Annotated in this window: 22 protein-coding genes; 16 read left to right on the top strand and 6 right to left on the bottom strand. The window is 40.2% G+C overall.

Annotated elements, in window-relative coordinates:
- Positions 1 to 98 precede the first annotated feature (98 nt).
- From ACOB80_RS10470 to ACOB80_RS10460, 3 genes are all read left to right on the top strand, one after another.
- Positions 99 to 857, top strand: coding sequence for a SapC family protein (locus tag ACOB80_RS10470; protein WP_473165766.1), 759 nt, complete (start codon positions 99 to 101; stop codon positions 855 to 857).
- Positions 858 to 975: 118 nt separating this feature from the next.
- Positions 976 to 2,205 carry a coiled-coil domain-containing protein gene (locus tag ACOB80_RS10465; RefSeq protein WP_473165765.1) on the top strand — a complete coding sequence of 410 codons (1,230 nt, stop codon included), beginning with the start codon at positions 976 to 978 and terminating at the stop codon, positions 2,203 to 2,205.
- Between the two features lie 68 nt (positions 2,206 to 2,273).
- Positions 2,274 to 2,873: a YjaG family protein gene (locus ACOB80_RS10460; protein WP_473165764.1), complete on the top strand. Its 600-nt coding sequence runs from the start codon at positions 2,274 to 2,276 to the stop codon at positions 2,871 to 2,873.
- On the opposite strand, the gene ACOB80_RS10455 is transcribed toward ACOB80_RS10460, so the two are convergent.
- From ACOB80_RS10455 to ACOB80_RS10445, 3 genes are all read right to left on the bottom strand, one after another.
- Complete coding sequence (locus ACOB80_RS10455) at positions 2,866 to 3,405, bottom strand: hypothetical protein (RefSeq protein WP_473165763.1); 540 nt, start codon at positions 3,403 to 3,405, stop codon at positions 2,866 to 2,868. The genes ACOB80_RS10460 and ACOB80_RS10455 overlap by 8 nt on opposite strands.
- 9 nt (positions 3,406 to 3,414) lie before the next feature.
- Positions 3,415 to 3,864 carry a DUF3429 family protein gene (locus ACOB80_RS10450; RefSeq protein ID WP_473165762.1) on the bottom strand — a complete coding sequence of 150 codons (450 nt, stop codon included), beginning with the start codon at positions 3,862 to 3,864 and terminating at the stop codon, positions 3,415 to 3,417.
- A gap of 71 nt (positions 3,865 to 3,935) precedes the next feature.
- Positions 3,936 to 4,859 carry a LytTR family DNA-binding domain-containing protein gene (locus tag ACOB80_RS10445; RefSeq protein ID WP_473165761.1) on the bottom strand — a complete coding sequence of 308 codons (924 nt, stop codon included), beginning with the start codon at positions 4,857 to 4,859 and terminating at the stop codon, positions 3,936 to 3,938.
- Between the two features lie 128 nt (positions 4,860 to 4,987).
- On the opposite strand from ACOB80_RS10445, the gene ACOB80_RS10440 reads away from it, so the two are divergent.
- The gene (locus tag ACOB80_RS10440) at positions 4,988 to 6,226 is read left to right on the top strand and encodes an acyltransferase family protein (RefSeq protein ID WP_473165760.1); all 1,239 of its coding nucleotides are present in this window, start codon (positions 4,988 to 4,990) and stop codon (positions 6,224 to 6,226) included.
- A gap of 4 nt (positions 6,227 to 6,230) precedes the next feature.
- Here the strand turns inward: ACOB80_RS10440 and rsmD are convergent, their stop codons facing one another.
- Complete coding sequence (gene rsmD / locus ACOB80_RS10435) at positions 6,231 to 6,827, bottom strand: 16S rRNA (guanine(966)-N(2))-methyltransferase RsmD (protein ID WP_473165759.1); 597 nt, start codon at positions 6,825 to 6,827, stop codon at positions 6,231 to 6,233.
- 117 nt (positions 6,828 to 6,944) lie between these two features.
- Here rsmD and ftsY point away from each other — a divergent pair, with 117 nt between their 5' ends.
- Genes ftsY through ftsX form a run of 3 tightly spaced genes read left to right on the top strand, consistent with a single transcriptional unit; the run spans position 6,945 to position 9,893 of the window.
- Positions 6,945 to 8,201, top strand: a complete 1,257-nt coding sequence (gene ftsY, locus ACOB80_RS10430; RefSeq protein ID WP_473165758.1) for a signal recognition particle-docking protein FtsY — start codon at positions 6,945 to 6,947, stop codon at positions 8,199 to 8,201.
- Between the two features lie 20 nt (positions 8,202 to 8,221).
- Positions 8,222 to 8,920, top strand: a complete 699-nt coding sequence (gene ftsE / locus ACOB80_RS10425) for a cell division ATP-binding protein FtsE (RefSeq protein WP_473165757.1) — start codon at positions 8,222 to 8,224, stop codon at positions 8,918 to 8,920.
- Complete coding sequence (gene ftsX, locus ACOB80_RS10420) at positions 8,907 to 9,893, top strand: permease-like cell division protein FtsX (protein WP_473165756.1); 987 nt, start codon at positions 8,907 to 8,909, stop codon at positions 9,891 to 9,893. The genes ftsE and ftsX overlap by 14 nt, the downstream gene beginning before the upstream one ends.
- Position 9,894: 1 nt before the next feature.
- On the opposite strand, the gene ACOB80_RS10415 is transcribed toward ftsX, so the two are convergent.
- Entirely contained in the window at positions 9,895 to 11,118 is a 1,224-nt protein-coding gene (locus ACOB80_RS10415; protein ID WP_473165755.1) for an EAL and HDOD domain-containing protein, read from the bottom strand.
- Between the two features lie 310 nt (positions 11,119 to 11,428).
- On the opposite strand from ACOB80_RS10415, the gene rpoH reads away from it, so the two are divergent.
- The 3 genes from rpoH to ACOB80_RS10400 all read left to right on the top strand — a co-directional run bounded on the left by rpoH (position 11,429) and on the right by ACOB80_RS10400 (position 17,940).
- Positions 11,429 to 12,298 (top strand): RNA polymerase sigma factor RpoH, encoded by an 870-nt coding sequence (rpoH, locus tag ACOB80_RS10410; protein ID WP_473165754.1) that lies wholly within the window; start codon positions 11,429 to 11,431, stop codon positions 12,296 to 12,298.
- A 362-nt stretch (positions 12,299 to 12,660) separates the two neighbouring features.
- Positions 12,661 to 15,138 carry a TonB-dependent receptor plug domain-containing protein gene (locus ACOB80_RS10405; protein WP_473165753.1) on the top strand — a complete coding sequence of 826 codons (2,478 nt, stop codon included), beginning with the start codon at positions 12,661 to 12,663 and terminating at the stop codon, positions 15,136 to 15,138.
- A 189-nt stretch (positions 15,139 to 15,327) separates the two neighbouring features.
- Positions 15,328 to 17,940, top strand: coding sequence for a sensor domain-containing phosphodiesterase (locus ACOB80_RS10400; RefSeq protein WP_473165752.1), 2,613 nt, complete (start codon positions 15,328 to 15,330; stop codon positions 17,938 to 17,940).
- Positions 17,941 to 17,949: 9 nt separating this feature from the next.
- Here the strand turns inward: ACOB80_RS10400 and ACOB80_RS10395 are convergent, their stop codons facing one another.
- Positions 17,950 to 18,957 carry a hypothetical protein gene (locus tag ACOB80_RS10395; RefSeq protein WP_473165751.1) on the bottom strand — a complete coding sequence of 336 codons (1,008 nt, stop codon included), beginning with the start codon at positions 18,955 to 18,957 and terminating at the stop codon, positions 17,950 to 17,952.
- Between the two features lie 92 nt (positions 18,958 to 19,049).
- On the opposite strand from ACOB80_RS10395, the gene tatA reads away from it, so the two are divergent.
- The 6 genes from tatA to hemB are packed head-to-tail and all read left to right on the top strand — an operon-like array spanning position 19,050 to position 24,046.
- Complete coding sequence (gene tatA, locus ACOB80_RS10390; protein WP_473165750.1) at positions 19,050 to 19,274, top strand: Sec-independent protein translocase subunit TatA; 225 nt, start codon at positions 19,050 to 19,052, stop codon at positions 19,272 to 19,274.
- Between the two features lie 3 nt (positions 19,275 to 19,277).
- Positions 19,278 to 19,649 (top strand): Sec-independent protein translocase protein TatB, encoded by a 372-nt coding sequence (gene tatB / locus ACOB80_RS10385; RefSeq protein WP_473165749.1) that lies wholly within the window; start codon positions 19,278 to 19,280, stop codon positions 19,647 to 19,649.
- Positions 19,646 to 20,401, top strand: a complete 756-nt coding sequence (gene tatC / locus ACOB80_RS10380; RefSeq protein WP_473165748.1) for a twin-arginine translocase subunit TatC — start codon at positions 19,646 to 19,648, stop codon at positions 20,399 to 20,401. Before tatB ends, tatC begins: the two co-directional genes overlap by 4 nt.
- A gap of 14 nt (positions 20,402 to 20,415) precedes the next feature.
- On the top strand, positions 20,416 to 21,213 hold the full coding sequence (locus ACOB80_RS10375; RefSeq protein ID WP_473165747.1) for a TatD family hydrolase: 798 nt from the start codon (positions 20,416 to 20,418) through the stop codon (positions 21,211 to 21,213).
- Positions 21,206 to 23,029, top strand: coding sequence for a sensor domain-containing diguanylate cyclase (locus tag ACOB80_RS10370; RefSeq protein WP_473165746.1), 1,824 nt, complete (start codon positions 21,206 to 21,208; stop codon positions 23,027 to 23,029). Before ACOB80_RS10375 ends, ACOB80_RS10370 begins: the two co-directional genes overlap by 8 nt.
- A complete protein-coding gene (hemB, locus tag ACOB80_RS10365; RefSeq protein ID WP_473165745.1) occupies positions 23,030 to 24,046 on the top strand; it encodes a porphobilinogen synthase in 1,017 nt (338 codons plus the stop codon). It abuts the gene before it with no gap.
- Positions 24,047 to 24,052 lie beyond the last annotated feature (6 nt).

The raw sequence follows: 24,052 nt of genomic DNA, 5'->3' as shown, positions 1-24,052 counted from the left end.
ACCCTAGTCTCCATAACTTATTCACAAAGAGAAAACTGCGACACAAATTATTGATAAAAAGTCGTAGTGATAAGAACAATACTATTGAGTGAAAAGACATGACAAACATCGTAGCAGTTAAAAAAGACCAACACCAAAACCTTAAAGTTTCTTCAAAGCGTGATTTATCTCAATTTGCTGGACAGCATATTGCACCAGTAAATGTTCGTGAATTTGGTCAAGCTTCTACAAGCTACCCAATTGTGCTTATTCATGACGAGCAGGCTAAACAATACCGTTGTGTTGCTATGCTTGGCTTGGAAACAGGTGAAAACTTATACTTAGAAGAAGAGAAGTGGCAAGCGATTTACGTTCCACAAGCATTTTCTACTATCCCTTTCTCTTTAGGTTTAGACCCTGATAAAGAGCAAACATTAACATCATGCATTGACTTAGACAGCCCATTTGTTGGTGAAGACAAAGATCTTGCGCTATTTGACGAGAATGGTGAAGAGTCAGAGTTCTACAAGTCAATCCATGATCAACTAGGTCGTTTATACGAAAGTGAAATTGCAACACAAAACTTCGTTAAAATGTTAGAAGAAAATGACTTACTACAAGAATTAGAATTGAAAGTTGATTTCAACGATGGTCAAAATAAGCGTTTAGTTGGCTTATTTGGTATCAACGAGAAGAAATTAATGGAATTAGCTGATGATAAAGTACTAGAAATGCATAAGTCTGGTGCATTTATGGCTATTTACTCTCTGTTATCTTCAGCAGGCCAAATCAATCGTTTAGCACAGTTAAGAAACACAGGTACTAACTCACAAAAAGTAGTAAACGTTCAGTTTGGACTTAAAAAAGAAGAGAAGTAAGCCTTCTATCACTTGTTAACCTAACGGTTATTTTATAAAAAGGGAGCAGTAAGCTCCCTTTTTTAATAGTTAAAGCTATGCTAATTTAAAAGGATACTGGTTAATTCAAGGAGTAAATATGGCGAAAAAGCCTCACTTGCCGAGTGAATTAGACGAGCAGCTACAAGAGTTATTGGAGCGCTCGCGAGCCAGTTTTGATGAACATCTTGTTTCTTTGCTTACGTCTTATCTAGGTGATGACGCACAGCAGCAAGCAACTCAACAGGACGATACTGAACGACTCTTGTTGCATGAATCTCTTGAGCTGGCACAACAAGAAAAGCAGGACATCGAAAAACAGTGGTCTAACGAATCAAAAGATCTCAAACAACAACTGGCATCATTAAACTCCAAATTAGAAGAATCCAATAAAGAAAACGAAACGCTCAGTCAAGCGTTAAGAGATAAACAGCTTGCCGTGACCGACCTCGAACAGGCGATATTATCGCTTGAGTCTGAAAACCAACAACTAGATATTCTAAAGAAGTCGCTCGAAGAAGAAGAGCAAACCAGCCAGCAACTTAAGCAACAATTTTTAGCCAATAGCGCAACATTCGATGTGCAAAATCAACAGATCAGCCAACTTACCTCTGAAGCCAACGAAGCCAAGGCGCGTAATGAGTTATTGCAAAGTCAGTTAACACAAGAGCAAACATCGAATAGTGAATTAGAGCAATACATAGCAAAACAAAAAAGTGAGTTAGAGCAGAGTGTGGAATTGGAAAATGAAGCAAAGTTAAAGCAACAATCGCTTGAACAAGAACTAGCGCAACTCAATACTGAAAAATCACAACTTGTGAGTGAACGTGCGCAATTAGAGCAAGAATTCTCAAATAAGAGTGAAAACTTAGCTGCCTCGGTTAGCAAATTAGAGCAGCAAACTGTTCAACTTCAACAGCAATTGCAAGATCAAAAGGATAAAGAGGCACAGCAGCTACAAGAGATAGAAGAGGTAAGGGCTCAATTAACGGAAAGAGAAACTCTTTTTTCTGAAAATGAGAGCAAAGTTGCTGAGTTAAGGGAAAATTTGGATAAAACTCAGAGCGATCTAGAGCAAGAGAAAAGCGCTTCAGAACAGGAGCGTCAGCAATTTTTGTCAGTAGAGAAAAAGCTCGACTCTATAATGCAGAAGCGTGCTCAACAAGAAGCTGAATATGAAAAAGCTCGCGATACTATCAAGTATCTAAGAGATGAAAATCATCAATTACAGCAAGAATTAGAAAATAAGGTGGCAACACTTGAGCAGCAAGTCACGGAATATCGATTACGTTTTGAATACGCCCAGCGAGAACTGACAAAAAAAGTGTGAACTTTAACCTGGTTAGGTATACTCACCTCATCAGCTCACCAACACATTGCAATGAGTTTGTTTTTATTGTGACTATTCGACTACCTTTCACCAAGTTAACGACTTGGCAGCAAAATGTTTTTGCGGCAGCTATTTTAGAACGCATGTTACCCAACTATCAGATGTTTAGTGAAGCAACTCAATTTGGTGATAGTGCATTACTAAAAAATCAATTGTCTTTAGTTTGGCAGCGCGCAGCTAAAGCAAAGTCGGCGAAGCTAAACGCTGATGCGCAACTAGAAAAGCTAGAGCCTAATATACCTGAGCCGAATGAGTTCGAGTTTTTCGGCGTTTTTCCTGCTTTAGATACTGTGATGGGGCTTGCGGCGTTATTACAGTTTCAGCAAGATAAAGAAGTTGAAAATATTGAGCAAGTATCTCGTTTGTCGGAAAACAGTGTCATGGCATACGTTGAGCTATTGTTAGCTGAAGAATTAGAAGAAGAGGGTGAGCTGGAAGACCTTACCCCTCAAATTAAAAAGCACCCATTGTATGAATGGGAGAAAGCGACGCAAAATGAGCTTTTTGATCTGTTAAAAAATGCACCTGAGAATGAAGCGACGATAAAAAAAGCTAAAGCGTTAGTCTTATCAGAAGGTGTGTCTAATTTAGGTGTAGAAATTATCTAGACGCAACCTTTTGTTCATCGATAGCGCTGCGCAGTTTGTTCAGCGCATCGACCGAAAACCCTTCATCGTAGAAAAATACCACAGTCCCTGATTGGTCTAAAAGAATAACTCTTGCATTATTTGGCGACATATTCCCCGTGAATTGCTGAATCTTGTCACCACCTTGATAGACAGTGATAACGCCTTGCCATAAGCTCTTTGGAATGCCTTTGCGCATACCGTTATCGATAACCGTACTGAACATGCGCGGAAACATCCCTTGAATGGTAGGAATTTCATAAACAGGTGTAGAAACTTGTGTCATATCTAAACCGATCAGCCAACGATCAATATCAAACTGACTATCCTGTTTATATCCTAATAATAAAATAGTCGTTGTGCCCAAAAAATATTGAGGTAATTCAATCACCTGTTTTTCTAAATTGTTACCTGTAACTTGAGGGAAAGCTTGAGAAACGGGTGTCTTGTTTGGGTAGTTTGTGCTGCAACCACTAATAATGATGACTAATATAGCTATGAGAAATGACTTCATGGTGTTGCCTTAGGTTGCTCTTGGTAATATCTGGTTAATCACGAACGCAATACCGTGAAGAGTAATGACGATGATCGTGACGCGGGTTCGCGTAGTTAGATAGTGAAGATCGCTCGCCGAAGGGTTATCGGTTACTAATTGCTTTTCCGCCATCAGCAGGCAAATGTAACTCAGCAGCAGTATGATCAGGCTAATGTTTATTGGCAGCATTAAACATAAAAAACTGAGTAGGCTGATGATGTTAGTTAGCAAGGGCAGTGATAGACCTAACGCCTTTCCTTGTAAATGCCACAGCGAGCCTGCAACAAAGTTAATAATGACTACAGAGTAATAAACAAATAATAGCTGACTGTCGATTTTCAATGGTAGCGAAGGATACAAACCTAGCAGCAAAAATAAAGCGAAAGGTAAGATACCTAAATAGGCAAGTGTGGTTTTTAACGGAACGTTTTGATACATGGTTGCACTGTAATTCTTTGTGATGTGAGGTAATACGTGTGCAACGATGAATAAGATTACTTTAGACTAAACTAGACCCTACTCAATTCTTGGATTTGTTGATCAAATTCACTTTTGTAACGTCGTGATAATTTAACTTTTTCACCGCTTTTTAGTTTAACTTCGCCATCTCCAGAACTAAGCATGGCTATATGGTCTATCTGATGAATATTGACTATATGTGATCGATGAATTCGCACAAATCCCAAGGAAACCGCTTTTTGACTAAATTCCGATAGCGTTGTGCGCATTGGATAAACGTCACCATTAATATGGAGATTAAGGTAATTTCCTGAAGACTGCGCCCAGGTGATATCTCGAGTGCTAATGAGAAACTCTTTGCCCAATTTTCTCACTAACATTTTTTCAGGTAATACTTGTGGGGTTCTCACTTGAATCGTTTCTGAATTTTTCTTTGTTTTCGCAAATTCAGTTTCGGTTAATTCAGCAATCGGTGAAATGTCACCTAGCCACTGTTTTACAGCATAACGATACACTTCAATGGCAACGACAAAAAAGAAAAAATTCCAAACATCTTTTCTTAGCTCATAGAGAAATTCAAACAGTAATGTGTGTAGGCTATCGGCAAAGTTATAGTCACTCGTTGAAAAAAGATAGGCTATTTCACGCATTGCCACCATAAGCGCAACATGGGCAAAACAAAACACAATGGCCGCACATAAGTATCGAAGCAGGGAAGTTAAATTATCGTGCCAAAGCCAAGGGCATTTTTTTGTAAACTGAGCGATCAATGGAATGAGTAACACCGTAGAAAATGCACTAGATAATTCCCATACAAATGGCTCCCACAGTGAGAAGCTGAGTTGATCATCTCGCATATCCTGCATTATCACAGTCGTCGCATTAACGATGCCATTAATAGCAAAGTAACCAAGCAATAACAGTAGTTCTGTTCGTTTTTTATATGTTTGGAACCACGTTTTTAACTGTGTCATAAAAAATATCAATCCCTAAATTCCACCGCTTATCACTTTTATCAATCAAAACAGTACGTTGATTCAAATATGAGCGTAAAGAGATGATACATATTTTATCAAGCTTTCATCAACATAATATTATAGGTATGACTTTACGCACTCAAAAACCAATAGAACCAATAGAACGAATTCCCGCTTTGGATTTATTGCGTGTTATCGCGATAGGGGTTCTCGTTTTCTACCACCACCTAATGATCTACGTGCCTGAATGGGGCTTTCATTTTAAGCTTGAATCTAGTTGGCGCTGGTTACAAAACGTGATGCTGTTAAGCTCTCCTTGGCGATTGGGCTTACTGTGGTTAGTGTCAGGTATATCTATGGGCTTTATGATGAAGAAGGTGCCGATAGGCGCTGCTTTCTATCGTCGTAGCACTCAACTGTTGTTTCCTTTATTAATAGGTGTGTTGATTGTCGTGCCTCCTCAGCTTTATGTTGAAATGAAGCAAGCGCAAGCCATGCCGCTAGATTTTGGCCAGTTTTTTTACGCCCTATATTTCGACCGACAGCACTATTTTGACAGCTTCACTGCCGGTATTTGGCCAAGTATCGATGTTAATCACTTATGGTTTATACGCTCTCTTTGGCAGTTCTCTTTAATTGCTATTCTGTTAACACCCTTATTGGCATTGTCCAAGGTGGAAAGAACGATCGCTGTATTGGCCAACCGCCTGACGTTATTGGTGGCGATCTTGTTTTTTATTATTGGCTATATCGAAATGAATTTATCGGGTGAAATTATTCGAGAGCTATACGGGTTAACCTGGTTCTTGTTTGGCTTTTTATTTGGCACAAAAAAAGCATTTTGGTTGTCGTTGGCAAAACACTGCAAGAGTTTTTTACTCTTGGCGGGAATTTCGGTTGTCATTGTGCAGCTCGGCTTTGTTTATGTTTGGCCAAAGCAAGAAGAAGCGGGAAATCTATTAATCTTGTTAAAAGGGTTTTATTGGCTAAATAAAACGGTGCTACCAATAGCAATTCTGGCTGCCGTTTATTCATGGTTGAATCGAGAAAATGACCGTATTAAAACGCTCAGTTCTTATGTTTTTCCTTTGTATATCGTGCATCAAACCATCAGTATTTTGCTTGCATATTGGTTATCTACAAGCGTTTTAAATGACTCTCTGTCGATAGAATGGCAAATGCTGTTATCTGGTGTGTTAGTACTGTTTGTAAGTGTTTGCTTACTATTTGTTATAGGAAAATTTAACTTTCTTCGAGTGGGCTTTGGCATGAAGCTCGTCGATATCCCTCAAGAAAAACAAGTTGTCATTCAACGGATTCTGTTCTGCTGTTGTTTGCCGGTCGGCTATGAGATTTTGTTTTAGCTACTTAACTCACTTGGTATAGACGATAGCAAACCTGACCCGCGCTTTTTTCTTTCAGCAATTGCCAGTTCGTTGGAATGATGGATGCAGAAAAGCTTTGTTCAGTTTCGATATACACTAGGCTGTCTTTTGCGAGCCAGCCTTCAGTTAACAGTGGAATAAGCTTTTCAACAAAGCCAAGGTTAAAAGGGGGGTCTACAAATACGATGTCCTGCGCTTTAGCAGGTTGAGCGGCTAAGTAGGTTAAGGTGTCGGTATGATGAATGTTGCACGACGTACTGTTTAACAATGTCGCATTGGCTTTTAATTGTTGGCTTGCTGCTTTATCTTTTTCTAACATAATGATGCTTGCCGCACCGCGAGAATATGCTTCAAAGCCCAAGCTGCCAGCGCCAGCAAAACAGTCCAAACAATCTGCACCATGAATATAGGGCATAAGCCAGTTAAACAAGGTTTCTTTAACTCTGTCTGTGGTAGGTCTTAACCCTTCAGAAGATAATACAGGAAGCTTTCTTCCTCGGTGCTTGCCGGCGATTATGCGGATACTACCCTTTGCAGATTGACCTTTTTGACGAGGGTGTGATTTTGAACCTTTTTTCATAGTGAAAAGCTTTTGTTTTGTGTCACAGAGTTAGGTGATAAACTAGCGGCAATTTTATCCTTTATCTATGCGTGATGACCACAACTATTCACGTATTTTAATGAAAGAAAGCGAATTATGTCGGAAAAAAAAGGTATGTTTTCTTGGTTAGGTTTTGGCAGCAAAAAAGAAAAGCAGCCTGAACCAGAAAAAGTAGAAACTGAACAGCAAGATACACAGGTGGAAGAGCAAGCTGAACAACAAGGGTCGGCAGAAACTTCACAAATAGACACAAAAGAAAGCTTGCCAGAAGCGTCAGCAACTGAACAAACTGTTGAACCAGAGCCAGAGCCAGAGCCAGAGCCAGAGCCAGAGCCAGAGCCAGAGCCAGAGCCAGAGCCAGAGCCAGAGCCAGAGCCAGAGCCAGAGCCAGAGCCAGAGCCAGAGCCAGAGCCAGAGCCAGAGCCAAAATTAGGCTTTTTTGCTCGATTGAAAAAAGGCCTAAGTAAAACCAGCCAAAATATTGGTGGAGGTTTATTCGGCCTGTTTCGCGGTAAAAAAATTGATGACGATCTTTTTGAAGAATTAGAAACGCATCTGCTTATGGCTGATGTTGGTGTTGAAACAACGATGAAGATCATCGAGTCACTTACTGAGAAAGCTTCACGCAGTGAATTAAAAGATGCTGAAGCGCTTTATGACCTACTAAAACAAGAGCTAAAAGACATTGTGGCACCAGTTGATAAACCACTGAGTGTTGAAGGACAAGGTTCTCCTTACGTGATTTTGATGGTGGGCGTAAATGGTGTAGGTAAAACAACCACTATTGGTAAAATGGCTAAACAATTCCAAGCACAAGGTAAGTCGGTGATGTTAGCAGCAGGAGACACCTTTAGAGCCGCTGCGGTAGAACAATTGCAAGTGTGGGGCGAACGTAACGATATTCCTGTTATTGCTCAACATACTGGTGCCGATAGTGCCTCGGTTATTTTTGATGCAATTAGTGCGGCTAAGGCGCGTGGCGTTGATGTACTTATTGCCGATACTGCAGGTCGTTTACAAAATAAAGCGCACTTGATGGAAGAGCTGAAAAAAGTGGTCCGTGTGATGAAAAAACAGGATGAGAACGCTCCTCACGAAATCATGCTTACTATTGATGCAGGTACTGGTCAGAATGCGTTAAGTCAAACACAATTGTTTGACGATGCTGTCGGTTTAACGGGCTTAACGCTCACCAAATTAGACGGAACTGCGAAAGGTGGCGTTGTATTTGCGGTCGCAGACAAATATAGTATTCCTATTAGATACTTAGGTGTTGGTGAAGGTATTGACGACTTACGTGCGTTTAATAGTACTGACTTTATCGATGCGCTTTTTAGTGAACAAGAGCAATAACAAATAATAGATAACTCACGATGATCCGCTTTGAACAGGTAAACAAAACCTACCCCGGTGGCTTTTTAGCGCTTAATAACGTTAGCTTTCGCATAGCGGCTGGTGAAATGGCGTTTTTAACTGGCCATTCAGGTGCTGGTAAAAGTACGTTGCTTAAACTGATGAGTTTAATGGAAAAGCCAACTAGTGGACGTGTGGTTATCAATGATACCGACTTATCTACGGTAAAGTATAATCAAATTCCGTATGTACGCCGTGGCATAGGCATGATTTTTCAAAATCATAACCTGCTAATGGATCGTACGGTTTTTGATAATGTTGCTTTGCCTTTGGTCATTGAAGGTGTTAGCCATAAAGAAACCAAAAAGCGCGTTGAAGCAGCATTAGAAAAAGTACACTTAGGCAACAAAATTCGTTGTTACCCGCATATGTTATCTGGTGGTGAGCAACAACGCATTGGTATTGCTAGAGCAATAGTTAACAAACCTCCAATTTTATTGGCCGATGAGCCAACTGGAAACCTAGATCCAAAACTGTCTTTAGAAATTATCCGATTGTTTGAAGAGTTTAATGACATGGGGGTTGCTGTGTTAATTGCCACCCATGATTTAGGTTTAATTGCTCGGCTTAAGTATCGCACCTTAACGCTTAAGCAAGGTAGTATGATTAATGATGGCCTGATGGAAGGGTTGCAAGGAGCCAGCGATGAATACGCCTAACTCTGCAAATCAGCTAGATAGCGAGGTGCGTTCTCGCTCTATTTTCAGTCGAATTAGCGCTCGTATTGTTCGTCATTTACAGCAAAGCATTGGCAGCTTAGGCGATCTATGGCGTACACCTTTTACGACTGTGATGACCATCTTGGTGTTAGGTATAAGCTTAACTTTACCTGCTACTTTGCATGTTTTTGTTAAAAATGCTCAGGCGATAGGCGAAAAATGGCAATCGGCGTCTGAAATTACCTTGTTTTTAAAACTGTCAACATCTGACAAAGCGGCCCAGCAGGTAGCGCAAAGAATTCGTCTATATGATGATGTCGCTAGTGTTCGCTATATTTCCGCAAAACAAGCAATGGAAGACTTTAAAACCACCTCTGGTTTAGGCGACTCTCTCGCTTATCTCAACACTAATCCGCTGCCAGCGACACTTATTGTGGTGCCAACAGAAAGAGCCAGCCAAGTACAGGCTGCAGAAGAGCTACTCCAAGCCTTGTTAAATGAACGAGAAGTTGAGCAAGGTAAATTAGACTTAGAGTGGTTAACCAAGCTAGCGGCCATCGCGACCTTAATAGAAGATATTGTCGTGGGTATAGGTCTTTTACTGTGTGCATCGGTGGTGCTCATCATTGGTAACACCATTCGTTTAGCGATATTAAATCAGCGCACTGAAATAGCAGTGATGAAACTTGTTGGCGCTACCGACAGTTTCATTCAACGCCCCTTTTTATATGCTGGCGTGTGGTATGGCATTTTAGGCGGTATGGTTGCTGTGCTTTGCGTAACTGCTTTAGTGCACTATTTCGCATCTTCAATTGTTGAGTTAACTGACTTATATCAGAGCAACTTTGCGTTACAAGGACTTTCTAGTTCAGAAATGCTAACGTTAATTTTCTTTGCGGTTGTTCTCGGCTTATCAGGTAGTTATATATCCGTTAGAAAACATATTAGAGCGATAGAGCCAACTGCAGAATAATTTACGGTGATTCAGTCACCGACAGCATGCCATCGGCCCATTCGATAGCCTCTTGGTAAGACGCTAAACAAAAAGACTCGGATAACTCAAGACTCGCCGCTTTTGCTTGGCTTCTTCGCCATTGACCTTGCTCAATATGCTTCACGAGACTCAAATAATGATCGAGATAATTTCCTTGCTGAAGTAAGGCGGCTTTTATTTCTTCGTGTATCGGCAACACAGAAAGCACATAATCAAGGTCGTGATCTAAAATCCCATCTATTAAAGACAGCATACCCGTTAAGAAGGCTTTGGGCGGGTTTTCTTCATCATTCCTTTTATTGGCAATAAGCTCGCAAAACTTAGCGCGGACTAACGACAATTTTGTCACTTCACTGCATTTGCGTTGCGCTAGGTCTGACAGTGCTAATAACGAAATAAACTTTTTCAGCTCCGCCTCACCTATATATATCAGTGCATGTTTTAAAGAGGTAATTTCTTGCGAGGTACCATAGGTTGGGCTATTGATAAATCGCAGTAATTTATAGGTTAACCCAGGGTCGCTGCTAAATATTAAGCTAATAGCATCGAAATCCAGTTGCCGTTGATTAGCATGATGCAATAATTCAAACAGAGATTGTTTGTCTGTTATTACTTTGCGTTGCTTCATCATTTCAGGCTTAGCGAAGAAATAGCCTTGGAACTGATCAAATCCTAGCATTTTGAGCTTATCAAATTGCTCTTTCGTCTCGACTTTTTCAGCGAGTAGCGTGATATCCCACTTTTTCGTTTCCCGGGCAAATTTACTGAGCTTTAAAATAGGCGTTTCCAGTACATCGATTTTGATTATATCAATATAAGGAAATAACACCTCCCATTTTGGGTCAAAGTCATGATCGTCTAAGGCAAGTTGGTAGCCTTTTTCCTTTAACGATTTAACAGCTGAAACTAATTCATCGCAAATATCTATGTCTTCTAATATCTCAATAACGACTTTCTTTGGGTCAAGAAAGCTAGGAAAACGTTTAATTAATGTTTTTGCGTGAAAGTTGATAAAAGCAGGTTTGCCAGCAGTAATTTTTTCAACACCCAATGTTAGGTGGTTATTGGTGAGTATATTTGACGTTGCCTGATTAGGGTCAATATTGGGAAAGCTATTACTTTTTCCATCTCGAAAGAGTAATTCGTATGCGATCACCGATTTGTTGGCGTCTAAAATTGGCTGTCTAGCAACATAAGAGTACAATACTTCACCTCTTTGCTTCCATGTAATAAAAAATTAAAGATCTTTAACTCATTGTTTTATTTGATCTAAGTCCCAGTTGATACAAAATTATACAATTTTTACACTGTGCTTATGAAACCATTTATTCTATGCTCCTGTCTACTACTACGACATGTTTATCTTTCAAGGCTTTATTTTCTCTAGCTTTTGAGCCAAAACCAGAATAACTTCGTACAAGAAAACATGTACTGTTTTAGCTAAAAATTAGCTATCGATCAATTGAAAGGTTCGTGTTATTATCGCGAGCCACGTTAGAAAAAGGGTTTACTAAATGAGTGACACTATGCAATCAATGGCGCTAGCCGTACCACAAAGCGGAAGCATTGAGGCTTATGTTCAGTCAGCTTATAGCATTCCAATGTTAACAGCTGAGCGTGAGCATGAATTAGCGACTCGTTTAAATGAAGAAAATGACCTGCAGGCGGCACAAGAGTTAATTATGTCGCACCTACGTTTTGTTATTCATGTTGCTAAAGGCTATGCCGGATATGGTTTAGCACAAGCTGACTTGATTCAAGAAGGTAATGTTGGGCTAATGAAGGCCGTTAAGCGATTTAACCCGAGTGTTGGTGTGCGCTTGGTGTCTTTTGCCGTTCATTGGATCAAAGCTGAAATTCATGAGTTTGTGTTACGTAACTGGCGTATTGTTAAAGTTGCTACGACGAAAGCGCAACGCAAACTATTCTTTAACTTACGCAAAAATAAGAAGCGTTTAGGTTGGTTTAGCAATGATGAAGTGTCTCATGTTGCAGAATCTCTTGGCGTAAGTGAAAAAGACGTGTTGGAAATGGAATCTCGCATGACCAGCCAAGACCAAACGTTTGAAATGTCTAATGATGACGATGACTCTGCGTCAGGTTCTGGCTCATTTGCTCCTGCACAATACTTGGAAGATAAGAGTTCTGATATTGCTGTTCAAGTTGAAGAGTCTAACTGGGAACAACACGCCAATAACCGTTTAGCGAGTGCTTTAGTTGCTCTGGATGAAAGAAGCCAAGACATTATCAAAACACGTTGGTTAGACGAAGATAAAGCGACACTACAAGAGTTAGCGGATAAATACCAAATTTCTGCTGAGCGAGTGCGTCAGTTAGAAAAAAATGCGTTAAATAAGCTAAAAGCGGGTATGGCTAAGCACTAGCTTATACGTCCACACCAAGCTCGTTTCAATTCTAAAATCCCTTGCCTGATGGCAGGGGATTTTTCATTTTACCTGTCTAAAACATTTAGCCTATTACTCGCGAATACTACTTATACTAATTTAATGTCATTGGTATTAACCTATCGCTCATTATGAATTACCTTTCAAAGCCGCTTGTTACAATTGTTGCAGTTTTTGGCTGGTTTTGTTCATTAAATGCGCCAATTTCGAACAAAGTTACAATCTCGTTGCGCTGATAACAATTCTCCGACAATAAGTAACGAACTTTCTAGTTTCTCTCAAGCACACTCAAGTCACCAGCACAGGTGTGCTAGGAATATATTTATAAAAGAGAGATCCTGATGTACTTAACTAAATTATCTTCTTCGGTTAAGCGCGCTTTGTCATACAGCGCTCTTATTACCTTAACCGCTTCCCCGCAAGCGTTCGCTGCTGATGACGTAGAAAAGCTAGAAAGAATTGAAGTAACTGGTTCGAGAATTAATAGAACTGACATTGAAACAGCAAGTCCTGTTACCGTTATTTCTTCTGATTTTATTATGCAAAACGGTTTCCAGTCGGTTGAAGAAATCCTGTCTAATCAACCGAGTGTCGCAGGTATGAATATCGGTGCTAGCTCGAATAATGGTTCGGGTGGTAGTGCGACAGTTAATTTACGTGGAATGGGCGAACAGCGCACTTTAGTATTACTAAATGGTCGACGCATGGTCGCTTCGGGAACAGGTGCTGACGCTTCGGTTGACTTAAACACCATTCCTGTTGCCATGATCAAGTCGATAGAAATCTTAAAAGACGGTGCTTCTGCTGTTTATGGTTCAGACGCGATTGCCGGTGTGGTTAATATCATTACTAAAAAGGATTTCGAAGGCACAGAATTGACGGTAGATGCGAGCCAAACCGATAAAGGTGATGGAACGTCGGCTGGTTTTAGCTTATTACACGGTATGGACTTAGGCGACGGTAATTTAGTTATTGGCGTACAATACTCGGATCGCGGCGAAGTTATTCAATCGGATAGAGATTTTGTGCCACCAGGGGAATCTTCATTTATCCCTGACGGGACAATTGGCGGTAAGGTACCTGATGGTAATGGTGGTTGGAAAGACCGTGACACTAGTTACGATTACACGACCTCTAGCTATGCACAAACACCGAACGAAATTGCTAGTTTATTCTCAAGCTATACAACAGAGTTAGATGGTGACACTGAACTTAATATTGACTTGATGTACACACATCGTTCTTCGAATCAACAGATGGCACCACAGCCAGCATCTATTGATTTGAGCGTAGAGAAGTTGCTTGAAAATGTTGATGGTATTTCACCTCCTGATGTGGGTATTCCAGGTTTAGATCTAGAAGAAATTGAATATAAGCGCCGTATGACTGATGCTGGCCCTAGAATTTACGAACAAACCACTAACACTTATCGTTTATCAGCTGGAATCCAAGGTACTTTAGATAGCGACATTAATTGGGATATCTCAGCCACTTATGGTCGAAACGACTCTAAAGATAAAGTGCAAAACTCAATCCATGCCGGCAACATGGAGCAAGCGATTTACGATGATCCAAGTTTATGGATTGGTGAAAACCAAAACATTACGCGTGATTACTTAGTGGACACTGGTGTTATTTACACTGAAGAAAACGAAGGTGGCAATGAGCAATTCTTACTATCTGCAGGCTTTAGTGGCATAACTGAATTTGATTTAGGCTGGGCTGTAGGTGTTGAGAACCGTTTCGAAAGTGGTTTCTATACACCTGACGAAATTACTCAGCGTGGTGAAAGTACAGCTGCACAGCAAGACCCTACAGAAGGTGACTATACTGTTCAATCTATTTACAGTGAATTTTCATTGCCGTTACTTGACGATGCATTAACCTTAGATGCCGCATTACGTTACGATAATTACTCTACCTTCGGTGGAGCAACGACATGGAAATTAGGGGCGACGTATCGCTTTAATGATCAGTTTATGGTTCGTGGTGTTGCTGCCACAGGTTTTAGAGCCCCTAACGTAAGTGAGTTGTATGGCGGTAATACTGGTTCGTATGACTATTTAGAAGATCCATGGGGCCGTGAAGAAGATTCTCAAATATTAGTGAACTACACTAGTGACGAGAATTTACAGCCAGAAGAAAGTGAATCATTAACCTTTGGTGCAGTATGGGAAATCACAGATGGGTTATCTACAACGTTAGACTATTGGAAATTTGATATCACTAACGCTATTAGCCGTGTTGATGTGCAAAATGAGCTAAATAAGTGTTACAACGGTGATGCAGTAGCGTGTGATACTATCAATATTACGGCAGATGGTGATTTATCTGAATTGACTTCGCCATTAACAAACTTAGGTTACCAAAAAACCTCAGGTATCGATTGGAACATAAACTGGCGCTACGACATCTTCAAAGTGTCACTTGATACCACGTATTTAATTGAGTTTGAACAAGACGATGTTGATTACACAGGAAGAATCGATGGCAACATGGGCGGCTACTCAGAGCTTAAATCTAACCTAAGCTTACAAGCTCAGCTTACCGAGCAAATCAACTTAATATATCGAGCTCAGTATATTCAGGGCATGGAGGGTAACGCTTGGGGCGATGAATACTCAACAGATGACGTTGTTTATCATCATATTTCAGCGGCGTATCAGATTAACGATGATATTGTTGTCACTGGTGGTGTGAAAAATATCTTTGACACAGAGCCTGAAGAGGTTCCTGACGGTAATGATATGAATACAGTGCCAGAAATTTATGATGTTGTAGGTAGAACATTTTTCTTAAGTACGACTTTCAGATTTTAGAAAACAGACTTGTTACCCATGAAAAAAAGCGACAGATGTCGCTTTTTTTTTTAGCTATCAATAAAAATGTTGCCAAATTGTAAAAGTAATGGTTAAAAAATAAACTTTTGCACTGGTTAATTCTGACAAATTTGTTAGACTAATTGACCAATAATAATACTAATAACTGATAACTATGGGTTGCCTTAGATGGAAGTAAAGGCGAAAACGGATATACATGCGGCGAAACAGCTACCTAAATTAAAGTCGCTGTTAAAAAAATATCGTCAAGTAAAAACGATGCAGTCGGGTTTACTGCGTTTGTCAGAATTGGCAAGTACAGTAACGGATATGTCGTCTTTTTACTGTGCCTTGGAATCAGTAATAAAGTCATTATTAATTACCGATAGTTTTCATATAGTTTTATTAAATAAATCTCGCCAATTAACATTAGCTCACGCCCATAACAGCAAAGAAGTTAGCCTATTAAAACACCTAGAAAATAATAAGTGGTATAACAGCCTCACCCATATTGTCTTTGAAGAGAACGAACCGCTTCATTGCAGCTCTGCTGAACGTATGGCATTAGCAAAAGCAGAGAAGATAGCCCTATATGGCTCCTCATGTGTTGATTGGCTTGGAGTGCCGCTGGTTCGTGGCCACCAGGTTATCGGTGTCATCGCTTTGCAAAGCTATGATGAAAAGCTTTATTTTGATGACCGGGATTGTCAGTTGCTTGAATTTATTGCCGAGCATCTCGTTACAGCAATTGATAGGGTAAAAAGCAGAGAACTGCTTGAGAAAAATATTCGTCAACGCACCCAAAAGCTTACGGAAACCAATCGCAAGTTACAGTTAGAAATTGCTGAGCGACAAAAAGCGGTTAAGATTTATAAAGCGATGTTGGCCATCAGCGAATTGTCGGCAGCGCACCAAGATATCGAGCAATTTTATTTAACGCTACATCAACATATAAAAGGCTTTGTTCAAGCTGAAAACCTTTATATCGCGTTAGTTAAGAATGAAAGTAAACAGCTTAACTTTTCTTACTTTTCCGATGAAAAAGTATCAAATGATACGACAAAAGCGATGCTAAGCAATTTAAGTGATATTGCTATTAGCTCAGCCAGCCCTTGTTTGATCACTAAAGGTAGCGTATTTAATTTAGACGAAGATGGGCAAATTGACCAAAAGGCTTTTACTTTACAGTACCCCGCTGAACAGATGCCTAAAGCATGGCTAGGCGTACCGCTTGTTGGCGATAACAAAACATTTGGCGTTTTAGCTATTCAACATTACGACAATGAACATGCATATCAATATGCAGACTTGGAATTAATGCGTTTTGTTGGTCATCATATTGCCAGTGCGATTATGCGCTTAAAAGCGAAGGAAGCGACTCAACGTAGTCATGATGAGCTTGAGCGTATGGTGAATCAACGCACCCAAGAGCTACAAGCGACTAACCTTAATTTGCGTATGCAAATTGAAGAACGTAGAAAAGCAGAACAACAGCTTTATTTTGAAGCCCATCACGATGCACTGACTAAGCTACCTAATCGAGCAATGTTTTCTGATCGTTTGTCTTATGCGTTGAGTCATGTGAAGCGCCACCCTAATCATCGTTTTGCAGTATTATTTATTGATTTAGATCGCTTTAAAATTATTAACGACACATTAGGGCATCATGCTGGTGATGAGTTTCTAAAAGAAATTGCCGCACGACTTTCTTTATGTGTGCGTGATAATGATATTCTCGCCCGTTTAGGGGGAGATGAATTTGTTATCTTACTTGATTCACTGCAATCACAAGATGATGTTGAAGAAGTGGCAATCCGTATCATAAGTGCGATAGAAAAGCCTTTTGATATCGAAAATAATACCCTTTATTCAAACGCGAGTATTGGTATTGCGCTGTGTAATCACCATTATAAAGACGCGAATGAAATACTACGTGATGCTGATGCTGCTATGTATCAAGCGAAAAGCTTAGGCCGTGGCAGATACGTATTCTTTGATGAAAGTATGCGTGAGCAACTCCTTGCTAGCTTAACTCTAGAGCAAGAATTACGTATTGCCATTAAGCAAAAACAATTTGAGTTGCATTACCAGCAAATTTCAAATTTACAAAGCACGTCAACACTGGGCTTCGAAGCGCTACTGCGTTGGAATCACCCTAACAAAGGAACGCTTACTCCTAGCGAGTTTTTATTTATGGCCGAAGAATCGGGCATGATTTTAGAAATTGAAACTTGGGTGATCGAAGAAGTTTGTCAACAATTACGTGATTGGCAAGAGAATGACGTTTATCAACATGCGTTTATCGGTATTAATTTGTCTGGACGCCATTTGACACAGGCAAACCAGCTCAACAAATTGATAGACTTAATTAAGCAAAATACAGTGCAGCCAGAAAGGCTCATTTTAGAGTTTAATGAGTCGGCGTTTTCACAGCACACCGAATTAGCATTAAAAGGGTTGCGTAAACTTAAAGAGTTTGGCGTCAAATTAGCACTTGATGATTATGGTGCTGGCCTTTCTTCCTTTAACTTCCTTCATAGTTATCCTTTTGAATTTATTAAGCTTGATCGCAGTTTGATACGTTCCATCAATAATAATGAAACTAATATTTCATTGGTAAAAGCGCTACATGAGTTGGGTGCGCAGTTTGGTTATCGTTTAGTTGCTGAAGGTATTGAATCGCAGGAAATGCTAGAGAAATTAAACAAAGTAGGCTGTGAATATGGCCAAGGCTATCATATCGCTAAGCCCAAAAAATTCTCTGATCAAGCTGAATTAGTGCTTCCTAAGGTCACTGCCTAATCTTTATTCTTACTTTTTAGAAAAATAGCCTTCAACACGCAGTGCTAATCCAGGCGTTGTTGAATAGTTTTCTGTTTCTGGAAATTCTACAAAAGGTTCAATTTCAAAAAATAGCCATTTACGAACGGCATTGAAACGATATCGATAATAAAGCTTGTATTCGTCGATAATAAAGCCGCGCTCGCCGTTTCTTTCTCCTTCGACTTCTATGCCTGTTAGACCGGCAGATTTATTATCAAACTGGCGCAGATGATAAAAGCCATGTTTCCAACGAAGGCCGCTAAATGATTCAGAGCCGCGCACTGAGTAGTCGATACGAAGTTGGCTAGTGTCACTTAATTGATAGTCATACTCCATCAACAACCTTGCCCCTAAACCTTCATCAAGAAAGTAATAAATTGATGGCTCTACTTTAAGACTGTGTTTATCTTGATAATAAAATCGTTTAGATAGTTTTGAGCGCAAAAAAATATCGCCACCTGATAAGCCAACTCGAGTGGTAAATAAGCGATCTTTGTTTTCACTGTGAGTAAATCTAAGAGATGCCGAAAAGTTTTCATCTTCAGCATCGGGTTTGGCTTTAAAGGATTCGAGTGGCAACTGGCTTTGATCAGCTTCTTCATCATCTGACAAAATAAGGTCTACTTTATTTTGAAAGTGTGGCAGCCTGACTTTAATTCGAAACCTTGCATCAAATTCACTAAAGTCTCTTGCTTTGGGCTCCCAGCCTAAACGAATACGGGCGCTTGTCTTTGGAGAAGTTTGTTCATTTTCTTCATCAAGAAAGAATTTATCAAACCAAACCGCCGACTGAAACACTGAATTAGACACAGTATCGTGTAACGACTCAATCCAGTGCTCATTGTCTTCCAAGTCTTGCTTTTTTATTTTAGGTGCAGGTTTAGGCTCACCACTTTTTTGTTGTGAGTGTTGATCTTGTGCAGCATAAGTAACATTAAATAATAGTATGCTACTTAAAAAGACTAACAATTTTCGCTTTAACAACAGGCGATGCAAGTATAAATATCCTTATATTTTCTCTGGCTAACGGGTGCTTTTTTAAATTATCACTTTATAATGAACTTACTTGAATTATAGGAGCTTTTTCAATGGGCGGAATTAGTATTTGGCAATTATTGATCGTTGCCGTGATCATTGTTTTATTGTTTGGCACAAAGAAACTACGTAACTTAGGTTCTGACCTAGGTTCGGCAGTTAAAGGGTTTAAAAAAGCCGTAACTGACGAAGAAAAGCAGCAAGAAGATACGCCTCCTTTAGCTGACAATAGCACTCAACAAAGCAAAACATCAACTGAAGAAAAAGATAAAGTATAAACTATGTTTGATATCGGCTTTTGGGAGCTTTTACTTATTTCTATCATAGGCTTAGTAGTACTGGGCCCTGAGCGCTTGCCTGTGGCTATTCGCACTGTCAGTGGTTGGATTAAAAACATTAAGGCGTTCAGTCAAAGTGTTAAGAGTGAAATTTCTCAAGAGTTGCGTATTCAGGAGTTGCATGCCGATTTAAAAAAGGCAGAACAGGCAAACTTTGAAGATTTATCGCCACAGGTCGCTGAATCGTTAAAGTCTCTAAAAGAAGCCGCAAAAGCTGTGCAAAACCCATACGAAGATAAGTTGATTGGCGAAAACAAAGAAGTTGAAGCAACTAAATCAAACGAAGAAAACGATACAAACGACATAAAAAAATGACAGATTCTTCAACAAACTACACCTTGTTTGATCACCTGCTAGAGTTAAGAGATAGAATTTTACGCGCAGTTATTGCTGTTCTCGTTATTTTTTGTTCTATGGTGTATTTTGCCAATGACATATACGAATATGTTTCTCAGCCGCTCATTGCGGTGATGCCAGAAGGTGGGCAAATGATTGCAACTGACGTTGCTTCTTCGTTTTTTGCTCCATTTAAATTAACTATGGTATTGGCGATTTTTATCGCAATGCCATTTATTTTGTATCAAGTTTGGGCGTTTATAGCACCAGGCTTGTACAAGAATGAAAAGCGTTTAGTTGCTCCATTATTATTTGGCAGTAGTTTTCTATTTTATGCAGGTATTTGTTTCGTTTACTTTGTCGTTTTTCCAATAATTTTTGCGTTCTTTACTTCAGTCGCACCGGAAGGTGTGAATATCGCCACCGACATTTCTAGTTATCTGGACTTTGTTCTTAAATTGTTTTTTGCTTTCGGGATGGCCTTTGAAGTACCTGTAGTTATTATGTTGCTTTGCTGGACCGGCTTTACCACACCTGAAAGATTAAAAGCTAAACGCCCTTACGTTATCGTTGGTGCGTTTGTTATTGGTATGTTGTTAACACCTCCTGACGTTATATCTCAGACTTTGTTGGCTGTTCCTATGCTGTTATTATTTGAAGTAGGCCTGATAATCGCTAAGTTTTATGTGGCAAAACCTGAAGATTCGCAAGAATCTGAGTCGTCGAATTAAAGCGAGATAAGCAGGTGAGCGATATTGGCTTAATCGACATAGGCGTCAACCTTACGAATCAGCGGTTTGAAAAAGACTTTGATGATGTTTTATCGCGCGCCGAGGCTGCCAATATCTGTGGCATGTTAGTGACAGGTACCAATGTTAGGGAAAGCCAAACGGCGTTAGAACTTGCAAAAAAATACCCTCATTTACTCGCGTCTACAGCTGGCGTTCATCCACACGATGCCGACAATGTTAGTGAAGATTACTTATCACAGTTAAAGCATCTCGCGTCCTTTTCACAGGTAAGAGCAATAGGTGAATGTGGATTAGACTTTAACCGCAACTTTTCGACACCAGAGAACCAGCAGCGAGTGTTTAAAGAACAAGTTGAATTAGCGGTAGAGCTCAACATGCCATTGTTTTTGCATCAACGAGATGCTTTTGCACCTTGGTTTGAGATTTTGTCACCTCACTTGGCTAACTTACCTGCTGCAGTCACTCATTGTTTTACCGGAAATAAACAAGAGCTATTGCAATGTTTGGACGCTGGAATGTATGTCGGCATTACAGGCTGGTTGTGCGATGAAAGACGTGGTCAAGAACTAAGAGATATCGTCAAGCATATTCCGTTATCTCGATTAATGATTGAAACCGATGCTCCTTATTTAACCCCAAGAACTATCAGGCCTAAACCGAAAAGTAGCCGTAATGAGCCTGCTTATTTATCGTATGTTGTTCAAGCCTTAGTGGAAACAACGGGTTATAGCGAGTCAGACATTATTAATCACAGTCGAGAAAATGCAGCTCGGGTATTTCGTTTTGTATAAGCTAGATAGACATAGGTTTTCTTTAGCGAATAGTGTGATGCTGTTTGTCTTGGCCTTGATGTCCTTTCAATTATCTGCGGAAAATATTGTAGTCGCCAAATATCTTGGTAGTGATGACACCATCTCTAAAGTTTCTACGAGTAGATCGAGTCAGTGGCAAACCGCTGATATTGAAAACCTTACTTTTTCGACAGGCAAACATTGGTTAAGAGTGTCTCTGGATGCTAGAGTTGCACAGCAAAATGTTGCTTTCGTTGTTTTATTCGCTGATAATTCTATGGGCCATGTTGCTGCCTATCAGAAGAAAGGTGGAGTTGGCTTTGAAACTTTACCCGTTGATACCAGTGTTGATGGCCAACATCACATCAGCTTACCTGTCGCCAAATATTCTATTGAGGAATTTTGGTTAGAACTCAACGTGGTGCAAGCAGGTAATTATTCACTCGCAGCTTACCATCAAAGTAACTATCGTTCATTTTTGCTAGAGCATTACCTTACTTTCGGCTTTTTTGTTGGTGTTTTGGTAGCGTACGCCATCGCCATTGCTTGTGTCTTTATGAGCACTAAACGCCGACCATTAGCTTATCTTGCTGGGTATTTTTCGTTACAAGCTATAGGTGTTGTTGTTTTAAACGGTGTCAATGTTGGCAGCTTGGTTGGCTTATCAACGAGTTTCACGGTTTCTGTTATTTTTGTCTTTAGCTCAGTGTTAATTTTGGCATTCGCAGCAGAAGTGTTTACGTTAAAGTCACTAAATCGAAAATTATTGGTGGCTTTTAGATTAACGAGCACTTTTATGGTGCTGTACTTAGTTGTTTGTTGGTTTTTATCACATACTGTTCAATGGTATGCAGTACCGGCAATCGGCTCATTAACCTTGATATTAATCACGGTACTTGCGATCCAATTGTGGCGAAATCGGATTGTTATGGCACGCTTTTTTGCAACCTTAGTGGTCTTGCAGTATTTGTTCAAATTCATCCATATCTATTGGTTTGGTATTGATCAACTTATTGCTGATTATTATGCGATTGATTGCATCATTACTGGCATGTTTATTATTGGCTTGCTGGCGTATCAGTCAAGTTTAGATAACAAAGAAAAAGAACGCGCGCAGCAGGAGGCGTTAGATTACGCCACACAAAAACGACAAGCCCAAGAAGAGTTACTAGCCGTGCAAGAAGAAGCGCAAGAGCAATTGGAAAATGCGGTACAAGAGCGCACATTCGAATTGAATATCGCGTTGCAAGAATTAGAAGATGCCAACCAAGAATTAGAGAAGAAAAACACCATAGACGAATTAACAGGACTGTTTAATCGTCGTTACTACGATCAAAAACTACAAGCAGAGTTTAGACGAAGCCGCCGAAATTTAACGCCTTTAAGTCTTGTTGTTGTAGATATTGATCATTTTAAAAATATTAATGACAGCTATGGTCACTCCATTGGCGATATGTGCATCCAACAATTAGCAGTTCTCATCAAAAGTACATTGCGACGCAGTGGCGATATTGGCTGCCGTTATGGTGGTGAGGAGTTCTGTTTAATTTTGCCTGAAACAGAACAGCAAGGTGCAGAGCAACTCGCTGATGACCTGCGTACAACCGTAAGTGAACACCCGTTTCATTTTCCTGGCGTCGAACTTAGCATCACCATCAGTTGTGGTGTTAGTACGTATCTACAGCAGGAAAATGTTGAAGCTATCGATATATTTAATTCAGCAGATAAAGCCTTGTATCAAGCGAAAAAGTCAGGGCGTAATCAAGTGTTCTGCATAGAAATTAGTGTGCCTGAAGCACAACAAGAGGAAGATTAAATGAGCCAAGTAAACCAATTCCTAGCTAAAAGACCAAGACGTATGCGCAGAGATGAGTTTTCGCGCAAATTAATGGCGGAAAACACGTTAACTGTTAATGATTTAATCTATCCTGTTTTTGTTTTGGAAGGCGAGCAGCAACGAGAAGCGGTTGCCTCTATGCCTGGAGTGGAACGTAAAAGCATCGATTTATTGCTAGAAGAAGCACAAGAGTTGGTAGACTTAGGCGTTCCTGCCATTGCTCTATTCCCTGTAACTCCTGGGGATAAAAAATCGTTAATGGCAGAAGAAGCTTACAACCCTGAAGGGTTAGCGCAACGTGCTGTGCGCGCTTTAAAAGCTCGCTTTCCTGACTTAGGTGTTATTACTGATGTGGCTTTAGATCCATTTACTACGCATGGCCAAGACGGCATTCTAGGTGAGTCAGGTAAAGATGAGGGCTATGTATTAAACGATATCACGACTGATATTTTAGTGAAGCAAGCGCTATCTCACGCAGAAGCTGGTGCGGATGTGGTAGCGCCTTCAGATATGATGGATGGCCGCGTTGGTGCAATTCGTGACGCACTAGAGCAAGCGGGTCATGTAAATACCCGTATTCTGGCTTATTCAGCCAAATACGCTTCAAATTATTATGGGCCATTTAGAGATGCAGTTGGCTCTGCTGGGAATATCAAAGGCGGTAATAAGTACTCGTATCAAATGGATCCTGCTAATAGCGATGAAGCGATTGTTGAAGTGGCTTTAGACATTGAGCAAGGTGCGGATATGGTCATGGTAAAACCAGGCATGCCGTATCTTGATATTGTTCGTCGAGTTAAAGATGAATTTAGAATACCAACTTATGCCTATCAAGTCAGCGGTGAGTACGCTATGCACATGGCTGCTATTCAAAATGGCTGGCTTGCCGAAAAGCCTTGTGTCATGGAAGGCTTACTTGCATTTAAACGAGCGGGTGCTGATGGCATTTTAACGTACTTCGCTAAGCAAGTGGCTAGGTGGCTAAAAGAAGGCTAAGTTTTC

It is taken from the genome of Thalassotalea coralli, from assembly GCF_055786205.1.
The sequence above is the reverse complement of the archived record's forward strand: the minus strand, read 5'-3'. Positions and strand labels throughout refer to the sequence as shown.